The organism is Streptomyces sp. NPDC087844 (genome assembly GCF_044742785.1).
Lineage (GTDB): Bacteria > Actinomycetota > Actinomycetes > Streptomycetales > Streptomycetaceae > Streptomyces.
Genome location: NZ_JBIUVD010000003.1, coordinates 548,981 through 561,729 on the forward strand (window position 1 = coordinate 548,981; position 12,749 = coordinate 561,729).

The 12,749-nt window shown below is 69.4% G+C and carries 11 protein-coding genes; 4 read left to right on the forward strand and 7 right to left on the reverse strand.

Annotated elements, in window-relative coordinates:
• Positions 1 to 38: 38 nt before the first annotated feature.
• Positions 39 to 1,313, reverse strand: coding sequence for an extracellular solute-binding protein (locus ACIOKD_RS09320; protein WP_402080403.1), 1,275 nt, complete (start codon positions 1,311 to 1,313; stop codon positions 39 to 41).
• Between the two features lie 497 nt (positions 1,314 to 1,810).
• On the opposite strand from ACIOKD_RS09320, the gene ACIOKD_RS09325 reads away from it, so the two are divergent.
• Entirely contained in the window at positions 1,811 to 2,845 is a 1,035-nt protein-coding gene (locus ACIOKD_RS09325; RefSeq protein WP_402080405.1) for a LacI family DNA-binding transcriptional regulator, read from the forward strand.
• 142 nt (positions 2,846 to 2,987) lie between these two features.
• On the forward strand, positions 2,988 to 3,851 hold the full coding sequence (locus ACIOKD_RS09330; protein WP_402080407.1) for a phosphatase PAP2 family protein: 864 nt from the start codon (positions 2,988 to 2,990) through the stop codon (positions 3,849 to 3,851).
• Between the two features lie 33 nt (positions 3,852 to 3,884).
• Here ACIOKD_RS09330 and ACIOKD_RS09335 read toward each other — a convergent pair whose 3' ends face one another.
• Entirely contained in the window at positions 3,885 to 6,893 is a 3,009-nt protein-coding gene (locus tag ACIOKD_RS09335) for a bifunctional [glutamine synthetase] adenylyltransferase/[glutamine synthetase]-adenylyl-L-tyrosine phosphorylase (RefSeq protein WP_402080705.1), read from the reverse strand.
• Between the two features lie 413 nt (positions 6,894 to 7,306).
• Here ACIOKD_RS09335 and ACIOKD_RS09340 point away from each other — a divergent pair, with 413 nt between their 5' ends.
• Positions 7,307 to 7,753, forward strand: coding sequence for a VOC family protein (locus ACIOKD_RS09340; protein ID WP_402080410.1), 447 nt, complete (start codon positions 7,307 to 7,309; stop codon positions 7,751 to 7,753).
• A gap of 46 nt (positions 7,754 to 7,799) precedes the next feature.
• Here the strand turns inward: ACIOKD_RS09340 and ACIOKD_RS09345 are convergent, their stop codons facing one another.
• Complete coding sequence (locus tag ACIOKD_RS09345; protein WP_402080412.1) at positions 7,800 to 8,045, reverse strand: DUF397 domain-containing protein; 246 nt, start codon at positions 8,043 to 8,045, stop codon at positions 7,800 to 7,802.
• On the reverse strand, positions 8,042 to 8,902 hold the full coding sequence (locus ACIOKD_RS09350) for a Scr1 family TA system antitoxin-like transcriptional regulator (protein ID WP_402080414.1): 861 nt from the start codon (positions 8,900 to 8,902) through the stop codon (positions 8,042 to 8,044). Before ACIOKD_RS09350 ends, ACIOKD_RS09345 begins: the two co-directional genes overlap by 4 nt.
• A 156-nt stretch (positions 8,903 to 9,058) precedes the next feature.
• Here ACIOKD_RS09350 and ACIOKD_RS09355 point away from each other — a divergent pair, with 156 nt between their 5' ends.
• Complete coding sequence (locus ACIOKD_RS09355; protein ID WP_402080416.1) at positions 9,059 to 9,565, forward strand: ATP-binding protein; 507 nt, start codon at positions 9,059 to 9,061, stop codon at positions 9,563 to 9,565.
• A gap of 28 nt (positions 9,566 to 9,593) precedes the next feature.
• On the opposite strand, the gene ACIOKD_RS09360 is transcribed toward ACIOKD_RS09355, so the two are convergent.
• The 3 genes from ACIOKD_RS09360 to ACIOKD_RS09370 form a co-directional block, all read right to left on the reverse strand.
• Positions 9,594 to 10,550 (reverse strand): RNA polymerase sigma-70 factor, encoded by a 957-nt coding sequence (locus tag ACIOKD_RS09360; protein ID WP_402080418.1) that lies wholly within the window; start codon positions 10,548 to 10,550, stop codon positions 9,594 to 9,596.
• 32 nt (positions 10,551 to 10,582) lie between these two features.
• Positions 10,583 to 11,056, reverse strand: coding sequence for a carboxymuconolactone decarboxylase family protein (locus ACIOKD_RS09365; RefSeq protein ID WP_402080421.1), 474 nt, complete (start codon positions 11,054 to 11,056; stop codon positions 10,583 to 10,585).
• Positions 11,057 to 11,238: 182 nt separating this feature from the next.
• A complete protein-coding gene (locus ACIOKD_RS09370) occupies positions 11,239 to 12,600 on the reverse strand; it encodes a glutamine synthetase family protein (RefSeq protein ID WP_402080424.1) in 1,362 nt (453 codons plus the stop codon).
• Between the last annotated feature and the right edge of the window lie 149 nt (positions 12,601 to 12,749).

A 12,749-nucleotide genomic window follows, 5' to 3' on the forward strand; every position in this document is an offset into this window, starting at 1 on the left:
GCACGAGGACGGGGGACGGATCCGACGGCCACCCGGTGTCACTTGCTGAAGTCCGGGACCAGCTTGGCGATGGCGGTCTCCGCGTTGCTCAGGCCCTTGTCGAGGGACTCCTTGCCACCGGCGATCTTCGGCAGCTCGGTGTCGAGCGGACCCCACAGAGAGCTGTACTCGGGCAGCGCCGGGCGCGGCTGGGCGGAGGCGAGCACGCTCTGGTAGCCGGCGATCCCCGGGTCGGACTTGACCTCGGTGGTGTAGGCGTCCTCGCGGGTCGGCAGCGTGGAGTTCTTGAGGGCGATGGTCTCCTGGGACTTCGCCGAGGTCATGAACTTCAGGAACGTGAGCGAGGCCTTCTGGTGGGCCTTGTCCGAGCCCGCGTACACGGAGAGGTTGTGGCCGCCTGTCGGGGCGCCCGCCTTGCCGCTGGAGCCGGCCGGGACGGCGGCGATACCGAGGTTGCCCTTGTCCTTGAAGGCCGAGCCCTTGTAGAAGTTCGTGATCTCCCACGGGCCCTGGATGATCGAGGCGACCTTGCCGTTGACGAAGGCGTCCTGGATGTGGGCGTACGCGTCGGCGGTGGTGTCGGCCTTGTGCAGGCCCTTGCCGGCGAACAGGCCCTGCCAGGTCTTGTAGCCCTTGACCGCCTCGGGCGAGTTGACGGTGATCTTCTTGGCGTCGGCGTCGACCGTGTCGGTGCCCTCGCCGTGGAGGAACGACTGCGCGTAGTAGGCCTGGGTGGAGCCCCAGTAGCCGTCGACGCCCGTCTTCTTCTTGACCGTTCCGGCGTCCGTCTTGAGGTCGGCCCAGGTGGTGGGCGCCGCGTCGATGCCGGCCTTCGCGAAAAGTTCCTTGTTGTAGACCAGCGCGAGGGTGTCGGTGACCAGCGGCACACCGTACGTCTTGCCCTCGTACGTGGCCTGCTCGATCAGGCTGGCCTGGAACTTGTCCTTGTCCGCGAGGGCCTCGGTGCCGTCGAGCGGCAGGAAGAAGCCCTTCTTGGCGAACGCGGGGGTCCAGCCGACCTCGGAGCGCAGGATGTCCGGGGCGCCCTTGGAACCGGCGGCGGTGTCGAACTTGTTCTGCGCCTGGTCGAAGGGCACGTTGACGTACTTGACCTTGATGTCCGGGTTGGCCTTCTCGAATTCCTGCACGAGGGCCTTGTACGTCGGTGCCTCGTTGGTGGCGTTGGACGTGTCCCACCACGTGAGGGTGACCGGGCCGTCCGCCTTGCCACTGTCGTCGCTGTCCGATCCGCAGGCCGTCGCCGTGAGGGCGAGGGACGCCACCAGTGCGGTGGCCGCTATGCCACGCCGCATGAGTTCTCCTTGAGGGTGAAAGCCCGTGTGCTTCGAGGGAGCGGCCCCGTCCGCCGTCCCCGCCGACTCGCCGACCGCACCGTTGCCGCCGTCGGGCGACGTGAACGTAACAGCGATGTAAGCGGCGCGAAAGACCTTGCAGCAAAAAAGTGCAAGGACCGCCGACAGTTACCCCGCCGTGACCTCTTCGGAACCGTCCCGAGCTGCCGTGATGCCTTGCCACAGAGGCATTCGTGGGGTGCGGCGTCACCGTGCAAGACTCTGCAAGCTCTTGCCATACTCGTCCGTCACGAGGATCATCGGCGCTCGGCGCCTTGCAGGAAACACCCCATCCGCACGGGCGCACGCGGCGGACGACGACCACCCCGCCACGACACTGCCGACCAGAATCACGAGGGAACGCGATGACGCAGCAGCCCGGAGCGGGCCGTCCGAGTGCCCGTGCACGGCGTTCGTTCAGTGGGCAACGCGATCCCCGGCCGGTACAGTCCAATCCCGTGACCACACGGCTTGCCGACATCGCAGCGCAGGCGGGGGTGAGCGAAGCGACCGTCAGCCGGGTCCTGAACGGGAAGCCGGGCGTCGCCGCCACCACCCGCCAGTCCGTACTGGCCGCGCTCGACGTGCTCGGCTACGAGCGGCCCGTACGGCTGCGCCAGCGCAGCGCGGGGCTCGTCGGGCTGATAACCCCGGAGCTGGAGAACCCGATATTCCCGGCCCTGGCCCAGGTCATCGGCCAGGCGCTGACCCGGCAGGGCTACACGCCGGTTCTCGCGACACAGACCCCGGGCGGCTCCACCGAGGACGAACTGACCGAGATGCTGGTCGACCGGGGGGTCGCCGGCATCATCTTCGTCTCCGGACTGCACGCGGACACCTCCGCGGACATGCAGCGCTACGAGCAACTGCGCGGGCGGGGGGTGCCGTTCGTCCTCATCGACGGTTTCTCACCGAAGGTGCAGGCACCTTTCATCTCGCCGGACGACCGGGCGGCGATGGCCCTGGCGGTCACCCACCTCGTCTCGCTCGGGCACACCCGGATCGGCCTCGCACTCGGGCCCAAGCGGTTCGTGCCGGTGCAGCGCAAGATCGAGGGCTTCGTCCGCACGATGCAGGACCTGCTGGGCCTGGCCACGGCCGACATCGAGGAGCGCCTGGTCCAGCACTCGCTGTACACGCTGGAGGGCGGACAGGCCGCCACGGCGGCGCTCATCGACCGCGACTGCACGGCGATCGTCTGCGCGAGCGACATGATGGCACTGGGTGCCATACGCACGGCCCGGCAGCGCGGCCTTGAGGTCCCGGACGACATCTCCGTCGTCGGCTTCGACGACTCCCCGCTGATCGCGTTCACGGACCCGCCCCTGACCACGGTCCGCAAACCGGTCCCGGCGATGGGCCAGGCCGCGGTGCGTACGCTGCTGGAGGAGATCGGCGGGACCCCGGCGCCCCACAGCGAGTTCGTGTTCATGCCCGAGCTGGTGGTCCGGGGTTCGACGGCATCGTCCCCCGGGGACCGCAACCGCGCCTAGGGGTACCACGTAGGGGTGTCAGGCCTGGGCGTCGTCGTACGCGGGAAGTAGTGCTCCGCCTACTTCGGGTGTAGAACGTGCGACCAGGACCCACCCAAGGGATGATCGGTCGGGAAAGGCTCATCTGGCAGACTCTGTCCCTATGGGTGAGAGCACCGTGACGACACTGGAAGGCCAGGAGCAGGCCCCTCCACAGCCCGTCGCGGACGAGGCGCACGGCAGCGCGGGACACCGTCTCCTGCGAAGGCCGCGTACGCCCCGCCGCCCCAGGCTCTGGTTCGAGATCCTGCTCATCGGAGTGAGTTACTGGACGTACTCCCTGATCCGCAACGCCGTTCCGGAGCAGCGGACCCAGGCGCTGGAGAACGCCGACTGGCTCTGGAGAATGGAGCACCACCTCGGCATCGCCGTGGAGGAATCGGTCAACCACGCCGTGAACTCGGTGACTTGGCTGATCGTCGGCATGAACTACTACTACGCGACCCTGCACTTCGTGGTGACCATCGGCGTCCTGGTGTGGCTCTACCGCAGCCACCCGGGGCGGTACGCGGCCACCCGCACGGTCGTCTTCGCCACCACGGGTGTGGCCCTGGTCGGCTACTACCTGTATCCGCTGGCCCCGCCGCGCCTGATGCACGGCAGCGACTTCATCGACACGGTCGTGGTCCACCAGACCTGGGGCTCGATGGCCTCCGGCGACCTGAAGAGCATGTCGAACCAGTACGCCGCGATGCCGTCCATGCACATCGGCTGGTCCCTGTGGTGCGGCCTCACGATCTTCGCCCTGGCCTCGGTGCCCTGGGTCCGCGTCCTGGGCCTGCTCTACCCCGTGGCGACCCTGGTGGTCATCGTCGCCACGGCCAACCACTTCTGGCTGGACGCGGTGGGCGGTATGGCGTGCCTGGCGTTCGGGTACCTGGTGGCGATGCTCTGGTACGGGTCGCTGCCGCACGCGCTTCCACGGGAGGTCCCGCCGGGGGCCGGGGCCGCCAAGACCGAACCTTGATCAGGTGGCGGGGGCGAGGGGAGTCCGTGGGTGTCACTGCGCCCCGTAGAACAGCTCGTCCACCACCGCCCGCGCCCGCCGCGTAGTACGCCGATAGTCATCGAGCATGTCACCCACATGCCCGGGGCCATAGCCCAGGTAACGCCCCACCGCCGCCAGCTCCCGCCCGTCCGACGGGAACGTGTCCCCCGCCCGCCCCCGCACCAACATCACGGCATTCCGCACCCGGGTGGCCAACACCCACGCCTCATCCAGTGTCGCCGCGTCCTCACCGGAGATCAGGTCGGCCGCACAGGCAGCGGCCAGCGCCTTCCGCGTACGGGTCGTCCGCAATCCCGGCTCCGCACACCCGTGCCGCAGCTGCAGCAACTGCACGGTCCACTCCACGTCGGACAGCCCGCCCCGTCCCAGCTTGGTGTGCAGAGTGGGGTCCGCCCCGCGGGGCATCCGCTCGGTCTCCATCCGGGCCTTGAGCCGCCGGATCTCCCGTACGGCGTCCTCCCCGAGCCCTTCCGCCGGATACCGCAGCGGATCGGCGAGGTCGAGGAACCGGCGCCCCAACTCCTCGTCCCCCGCCACGACTTCGGCCCGCAGCAACGCCTGCGACTCCCACACCAGCGACCAGCGGCGGTAGTAGGCCTCGTACGACTTCAACGTCCGTACGAGCGGCCCGGACTTGCCCTCGGGACGCAGGTCGGCGTCGATGAGCAGCGGCGGGTCGGCGCTGGAGATCTGCAGCAGTCTGCGCATCTCGGAGACGACGGCGCCGGCGGCCCGGGCGGCCTCCTCCTCGCGCACGCCCTCCCGGGGCTCGTGCACGAAGAGCACGTCCGCGTCGGACCCGTAGCCCAGTTCGTGGCCGCCGAAGCGGCCCATGCCGATGACGGCGAAGCGGGTGGGCAGCGTCTCGCCCCAGCCGTCGCGGACGACGGCCCGCAGGGTGCCGGCGAGGGTGGCCGCCGTGAGGTCCGAGATGGCGCCTCCGACCAGGTCGACGAGCGCGCCCTGGTCGGCGTTGGCCGGCGTCTCCTCGGTGCCGTAGGAGCTGACGATGTCGATGGCGGCCGTACGGAAGAGCTCCCGCCGCCGTACGCCACGTGCCGCGGTGACCGCGGCCTCTCCCTTGCCGGCCCGGCCCACCGCGGAGAGGATCTCCTGCTCCAGGTGGGCGCGGGTACGGGGCACGAGCCCGCCGCTGGACCCGTTGCCGAGCAGGGCCACGGCTTCGGGCGCCCGCATCAGCAGGTCGGGGGCGAGCCGTCCGGCGGACAGCACCCGCGCCAGGTTCTCGGCGGCGGCGCCCTCGTCCCGCAACAGCCGTAGATACCAGGGGGTCTTGCCGAGTGCGTCCGAGACCTTGCGGAAGTTGAGCAGCCCCGCGTCGGGGTCGGCGGAGTCGGCGAACCAGCCCAACAGAACGGGCAGCAGGGTGCGTTGGATGGCCGCCTTGCGGGAGACGCCGGAGGCCAGCGCCTCCAGGTGGCGCAGCGCCGCGGCCGGGTCCGCGTACCCGAGGGCGACCAGCCGCTCCCTCGCCGCTACCGGGCTCAACCGGGTCTCGCCGGGCGCGAGTTGGGCGACGGCGTCGAGCAGCGGCCGGTAGAAGAGCTTCTCGTGCAGCCGCCGCACCACACCGGCGTGCCGCTTCCACTCACGGTTCAGTGTGGTGACGGGATCTGTCCGGAGCCCGAGCGAGCGCCCGAGACGCCGCAGATCGGCCTCACTCTCGGGCACGAGGTGGGTGCGCCGCAGCCGGAAGAGCTGTATGCGGTGCTCCATGGACCGCAGGAACCGGTAGGCCTCGTCGAACTGCACGGCGTCGACGCGTCCCACGTACCCGCCCGCGGCCAGGGCCTTCAGGGCGTCGAGGGTGGTTCCGCTGCGCAGTGACGTGTCGACCCGCCCGTGCACCAACTGCAGCATCTGTACGGCGAATTCGACGTCCCGCAGGCCACCGGGGCCGAGCTTCAGCTCCCGCTCGATCTCGGCGGGCGGGATGTTCTCGACGACCCGCCGCCGCATCTTCTGCACATCGGTGACGAAGTTCTCCCGCTCGGCGACCTGCCAGACGAGAGGGGCCAGCGTGGAGACGTACTCCTGGCCCAGTTCGACGTCCCCCGCGACGGCGCGGGCCTTCAGCAGGGCCTGGAACTCCCAGGTCTTGGCCCAGCGCTGGTAGTAGGCGAGGTGGCTGCTGAGCGTACGCACGAGCGGTCCGTTGCGTCCCTCGGGCCGCAGATTGGCGTCGACGGGCCAGATGGATCCCTCGACGGTGGTCTCCGAGCAGATTCGCATCAGATGGGCCGCGAGCCGGGTGGCGGCCCGCATCGCCTTGTCCTCGTCGGCTCCGTCGGTTCCCTCGGCGGGCTCCCCGACGAAGATGACGTCGACGTCGGACACGTAGTTCAGCTCATGGCCGCCGCACTTGCCCATCGCGATCACGGCCAGCCGGCACATCCCGGCGTCCTCGGGCGCGGCGGCCTGGGCGATGGACAGCGCGGCCCGCAATGTGGCGGTCGCGAGGTCGGCGAGCTCGGCTGCCGCCTGGGTGACATCGGTGGTCCCGCACACGTCACGGGCGGCGATGGACAGCAGGCACCGCCGGTAGGCCACCCGCAGCGACACGGGGTCGTCCGCCTCGGCGAGCCCGCGCTCGAAATCCGCGACGCCGGGATGCAGGTCCTGTGCCTCGTACGTGACGAGGGCCCGCCAGTCGAGCGGGTGGCGCGCGAGATGGTCGCCGAGCGCGTCGGAGGCGCCGAGCACCCCGAGCAGCCGGTCGCGCAGCGGTTTGGCCGCGATCAGCGTGTCGAGGAGTTCGCGCCGCCCCGCGTCGTTCGCCTGCGCCTCGACGATCCGGACGAGCCCGAGCAGTGCCAGATCCGGGTCGGCGGTGGCGCCGAGGGCGTCCAGCAGCACCGGATCGTTCGTCACGGCCGCGAGCTGCGGGCCGACGAGCAGCCGCTCGGCGGCCGACGGATCGGTGAAACCGTGCCGCAGCAGCCGAGAGAAGGTACTGCTCCTGCGCCCCGGCACCGTCATCCCGGCCTCCGTCATCCCCGCGATGTCCCCTCACACGCACCCACTCGATGTCACGCACGCGATCAAGGTCGTACGACTCCGAGAGTAACCGCAGAGGCCCGGGGGAAGCGCCTGGACGGCCGGGCATGTGTGCGTCGGCCCCGCGTGAGCCTTTCGTCCGGTCAGCGCGGTGCGCGGATACCGTCGATGATGCGGGTCAGTTGTCGCCGCCGTACCCGTCCTCGATCGAGCGCCGGTGCTGGGACCGCACGGCCGGCGGGAGTGCCAGGTCGAGGCCGACGGTGAGGAGGGTGCGCGCCATTGTTCGTTCACCCCTCCATGCTCGAAGAGCCTCACTAATCTAGGAAGCCTGAGCACACAGACGGACCGACCTGTTACGCGCGACATACGACATGCGACGAAGGAGTCGTTTTATGGACATGGCCCTTGAAGTGATCATCCTGCCGGTCACCGACATCGACCGGGCGAAGGCCTTCTACGAGGACAAGGTGGGCTTTCACGTCGACCTCGACGCGGAGGTGATGCCGGGCTCGCGCGTGGTCCAGCTGACACCCCCCGGTTCCGGCTGTTCGATCGCGCTCACCAAGGGGGTGCCGATCCCCTCGGGGACCCCGCAGCCGGGCACGTACCACGGCATGCAGCTGGTCGTCGCGGACGCCAAGGCCGCGTACGAGGAGCTGACCGCGCGAGGCCTGGAGCTGACCGAGCCCGTCGCGTACGCCCCCCAGGACGGCGGCACGTTCATGCACTTCACCGACCCGGACGGCAACGGCTGGGCGATCCAGGAGTACCGCGAGCGGGCGGCGAAGCCCTTGCACAAACTGCTGTCGGACTTGGCGAACCCGGCGGAGCAGCAGTAGTCCGACGGCCCGGGCGCCTGCGTCCGTCAGTGCGCCCGGGTCGGCGTCAGCTGCGGGTGGCGTACGTCAGGAAGCTGGCCCAGGTGTGCGGCGAGACAGCGAGCTGAGGGCCCGCCTGCACCTTGGAGTCGCGTACGTGGACGGTGTCGGGGCAGGCGGCTATCTCTACGCAGTCGTCTCCCGAGCCGCTGCTGTAGCTGGACTTGTGCCAGGACAGGGCGACCTCGACACAGTCGCCGGATCCGCTGCTGCTGTAACTGCTCTTGAACCAGTTCAACTCTGTGGCGCTCATACCGCTCCTCGCATCCGCTGCAATAAGGCCCGAGAGTCGCTCAATGAGAAGGCCTGTGAGCGCATCCTGGCATAGCGCATTTGAAGCGTGCTGACCACCTTGGGATCTGGAATGAACTGCCCGGTCTCTTGCCCCTCGCAGTAACCGAGCCACCTATGCTCCGGGGTCTCCAGCAACTGCATGGAGCCGTGCAGGCCAGCATGGTTCTCCTGCACCTGAGGCATCACCTGCACCTCAATATTCCGCAGCTCAGCCAGCTCCAGCACATGGTCGATCAACCCGCGCGTCACCTCCGCCCCACCCGTCCGCCGAAGGAACAGGTGCTCCTCCAGGATGAAGCTGAACGCCGTGTTCGGCCTCTCCCGCAGCAGCCGTTGGCGTTCCGCCCGTGCCGCCCACTGGGCCTCGATCTGGTCATCGCCCAAGGGAGGCAGTTGGTTCACGAACAGCGTGCGCGCATACGCCTCGGTCTGCAACAGCCCCGGAATCAGACGGCACTCGTACGTGTAGAGACTGACAGCCTCCTCCTCCAGCCGGGCCCACTGCCGGAACCAACTGGCCAGCCCGGGTTGCCGCGACAGATGCCGAGCAGCCCCCCGCAACGCCCCGAACGCATCGAGCACCTCCTCCGCGCGCTCCACGAAGCCCGCGGGCGGGAAGCGGCGGCCCTGCTCGATGGAGGCAACCGTCGGCACCGAGTACCGCACTCTGGGCGCGAACTCCTCCTGCGTGAGGCGGGCCCGCTTCCGAAAGGCCTTGACCACCTCGCCGAACGTCTTGAGGCTGTCGGACACCTCCGGCTCACCGCCACCACCACAGCCAAGAGGGGCGCCCCCTCCACCCGTACCGTCCGCCATGCCAGTTCCTCCGTTCACCCGCACCCACCAACCCCGCCAACCCCTCCATGGTCACGCAGGGTTACCCATACTGTCCATCCCGTGAACCCGTACGCCGGGCCCGCGTACGGGTGGCTGACCTGGTGAACTGAGCCTGGGTCCGCACAGATTGGGGCCATGACACCGACCGTCCCCCACCGAACCCCGGTTACCGTACGTATGTTCACCCAGCGGTTCAGCTCCACTCCGCTGGGCGCCCGCCTCGCACGGCAGCTCGCGCTGTACCGGCTGCACCGCTGGGACATCCCGTACGGCTCCGTCGCCTCCGACAACGCCGCGCTGCTCGTCGCGGAGTTGGCGGCGAACGCCGTCACGCACGGCCGCGTGACGGGACGCGACTTCGAACTCGCGCTCACGCTGTGCGGCGAGCCGGCGTTCCCGGGCCCCGCCCCGAGAAAGGACAGGGGGCCGACGCGTCTCCTCCGTATCGACGTCACCGACATGCGGGGCGATCGCTGTCCGCCCCGCCCCGGGGCTCTCACCGCCCCGGCCGCCTCGGCCGTCGGAGGCCGCGGGCTGCTGCTCGTCGAGGCACTGGCCGACCGCTGGGAGGTCCTGGACCGGGCACCGACCGGCAAAACGGTACGCGCCGAACTGACGCTGCCGCATCGAGAAGAACCCTGAGACCCGACCGCAGTAAGACCGTTCTCGCCTACAAAGCGCGACGTCTCCTCTTCGCGTTCGCTGACGGATCAGCAGGGATTGCCGACCTCACCTCGCGGTCGACGGCCCACGCGTCGGCGACCGGTCCGAGGTGGCCGAGCTTGTCGGGGTTGATCACCGAGCGGATGGTGTGAACACTCCCGTCGAGCATTTCCAGGGCCAGGATGTGGAGCACCTTGCCGTCCCGGTCGCGGAAGACCGCTCCGGGCCGGCCGTTGACCTCGTGCGGCTCGAAGGTCACATCGATACGGGCCATCCGGGGAAAGACGGAGGCGAGCAGCCGGGCCACGTTCTCCGCGCCGACGACGGCCCGGGCCAGCTGCGGGGCCTTGCCGCCACCGTCCCCGACCATCGACACGTCGGCGGCGAGCAGGTCCCGCAGACCGCCGACATCGCCTTCCCGCAGGGCGTCGAAGAACCGCGCCGCCAACTCCTCCCGCTCCTGGCGGTCCGCTTCGAACCGTGGCTGTCCGGCCCGCATGTGCCGCCGCGCCCGTACCTGCAGCTGCCGGCAGGCCGCCTCCGACCGCCCCACCGCCGCGGCGACCTCGTCGAAGCCGAAGCCGAACACCTCGCGCAGCACGAACACGGACCGCTCCAGCGGGCTGAGCCGTTCCAGGAGCAGCAGCGCGGCCATCGACACCGAGTCGGCAAGTTCCGCCGAGCGAGCCGGATCCTGGTAGGGGTCGGTGAGCAGCGGTTCGGGGAACCACGGACCGACGTACTCCTCGCGCCTCGCCCGTGCGGAGCGCAGTACGTCGATCGAGATCCGCGTCACCGTGGTGGACAGGAAGGCCTTGGTGGACGTGGGCCGGGTCGCCGAGCCGTCGAAGCGCAGCCAGGTCTCCTGGACCGCGTCCTCGGCCTCACTCACGCTGCCGAGCATGCGATAGGCGATCGAGAACAGCAGTGGCCGCAGCGCCTCGAACTCCTCGACCTTGCTCACGCCGACTCCCCTTCTCGGTTCCCCGTTCACGGTCAGTGGAACTGGCCGACCTTGTAGTCACCGGCGGGCTGCCGGGCGATGATGTTCAGCCGGTTCGCCGTGTTCATGAAGGACACCAGGATCACCAGGGCGGTGAGCTGCTCCTCGTCGTAGTGCCGGCCGGCACGCGCCCAGACCTCGTCGCTGACCCCGTCGGCCGCGTCCGCGACCCGGGTCCCCTGCTCGGCCAGCTCCAGCGCGACGCGCTCGGCCTCGGTGAAGACGGTGGCCTCCCGCCAGGCCCCCACCAGGTTGAGCCGCACCTGGCTCTCCCCCGCGGCGGCGGCCTCCTTGGTGTGCATGTCGAGGCAGGCGGCACACCCGTTGATCTGACTGACCCGCAAGGCCACCAGCTCCTGCGTCACGGCCGGCAGCGACGACTCCTTGAGCACCTTGCCCACCGACATGAAGTGCTTGAGAGCCGTGCCGGCCATCGGGCTGGTGAAGTAGTTCAGTCGCGCGTCCATCGCGTACTCCTCAGGGGTCGTCGGTGCCTACACCCCTGAGACGAGACAGCCCGACGCCCTGTGACACGCACCCATGTGACCCACGCCTCCCGGAAGAACCGCTGGGGCCGACGGTCCACGACCGTCGGCCCCACAGGGTTCAAGCAGCCGGCCGCCCCCGCGACCCAACCGCCCGCCCGCCCTTACAGCACCGGCAAGTTCTTCCGCAGCTCGAACGCCGTCACCTCGGAGCGGTACTCCTCCCACTCCTGGCGCTTGTTGCGCAGGAAGAAGTCGAAGACGTGCTCGCCGAGCGTCTCGGCCACCAGCTCGCTGCGCTCCATCAGCGTCAGGGACTCGCCCAGGTTCTGGGGCAGGGGCTCGATGCCCATCGCGCGGCGCTCCGCGTCGGAGAGGGCCCAGACGTCGTCGTCGGCGCCCGGCGGCAGCTCGTAGCCCTCCTCGATGCCCTTGAGGCCGGCGGCCAGCAGGACCGCGTACGCCAGGTAGGGGTTCGCGCCCGAGTCGAGGGAGCGCACCTCCACCCGCGCCGAACCCGTCTTGCCGGGCTTGTACATCGGCACGCGGACCAGGGCCGAGCGGTTGTTGTGACCCCAGCAGATGTACGAGGGGGCCTCGCCGCCGGCGCCCGCGGTGCGCTCGGAGCCGCCCCAGATGCGCTTGTACGAGTTGACCCACTGGTTGGTGATCGCGGCGATCTCCGCCGAGTGCTTCAGCAGGCCCGCGATGAAGGAGCGGCCGACCTTCGAGAGCTGGTACTCGGAGCCCGACTCGTAGAACGCGTTGCGGTCGCCCTCGAAGAGCGAGAGGTGCGTGTGCATGCCCGAACCCGGGTGCTCACTGAACGGCTTCGGCATGAACGTCGCCTGGATGTTCTGCTCCAGCGCCACCTGCTTCATGACCAGGCGGAACGTCATGATGTTGTCGGCCGTGGAGAGCGCGTCCGCGTACCGCAGGTCGATCTCCTGCTGGCCCGGCGCGCCTTCGTGGTGCGAGAACTCGACCGAGATGCCCATCGACTCCAGCATGGTGATCGCCTGGCGGCGGAAGTCCATGCCGACGTTGTGCGGGGTGTGGTCGAAGTAGCCGGAGTTGTCGGCCGGGGTCGGGCGTGAGCCGTCCGTCGGCTTGTCCTTCAGCAGGAAGAACTCGATCTCCGGGTGCGTGTAGAACGTGAAGCCCAGGTCGGAGGCCTTGGCCAGGGCCCGCTTCAGCACGTACCGCGGGTCCGCGAAGGACGGCGAGCCGTCCGGCATCAGGATGTCGCAGAACATCCGGGCGGTGCCGGGGGCCTCGGCCCGCCACGGCAGGACCTGGAAGGTCGACGGGTCGGGCTTTGCGATCATGTCGGACTCGTAGACGCGGGCGAAGCCCTCGATGGCCGATCCGTCGAAGCCGATGCCCTCGTCGAAGGCCTGTTCCAGCTCCGCCGGGGCCACGGCCACGGACTTGAGGAAGCCCAGCACGTCCGTGAACCACAGGCGTACGAAACGGATGTCGCGCTCTTCCAACGTACGGAGCACGAACTCCTGCTGCTTGTCCATCTTCCGCTTCCACCCAATCTTGCTGGTCAGGCCGCCTGCTCCCGTCCCAGGGAGGCGGTCGGGCACCTGCGCATCACACCACATCAGCATTTCACGCGCGTTGCGGGCCCCGATCGTCCGGCCGGCCTACGCCCGAACGCCTCGCCACA

Coding starts and splice junctions, on each gene's coding strand:
- ACIOKD_RS09320 (WP_402080403.1), bottom strand. CDS start 1,313: ATGCGGCGTGGCATAGCGGCCACCGCACTGGTGGCGTCCCTCGCCCTC.
- ACIOKD_RS09330 (WP_402080407.1), top strand. CDS start 2,988: ATGGGTGAGAGCACCGTGACGACACTGGAAGGCCAGGAGCAGGCCCCT.
- ACIOKD_RS09335 (WP_402080705.1), bottom strand. CDS start 6,893: ATGACGGTGCCGGGGCGCAGGAGCAGTACCTTCTCTCGGCTGCTGCGG.
- ACIOKD_RS09340 (WP_402080410.1), top strand. CDS start 7,307: ATGGACATGGCCCTTGAAGTGATCATCCTGCCGGTCACCGACATCGAC.
- ACIOKD_RS09345 (WP_402080412.1), bottom strand. CDS start 8,045: ATGAGCGCCACAGAGTTGAACTGGTTCAAGAGCAGTTACAGCAGCAGC.
- ACIOKD_RS09350 (WP_402080414.1), bottom strand. CDS start 8,902: ATGGCGGACGGTACGGGTGGAGGGGGCGCCCCTCTTGGCTGTGGTGGT.
- ACIOKD_RS09355 (WP_402080416.1), top strand. CDS start 9,059: ATGACACCGACCGTCCCCCACCGAACCCCGGTTACCGTACGTATGTTC.
- ACIOKD_RS09365 (WP_402080421.1), bottom strand. CDS start 11,056: ATGGACGCGCGACTGAACTACTTCACCAGCCCGATGGCCGGCACGGCT.
- ACIOKD_RS09370 (WP_402080424.1), bottom strand. CDS start 12,600: ATGGACAAGCAGCAGGAGTTCGTGCTCCGTACGTTGGAAGAGCGCGAC.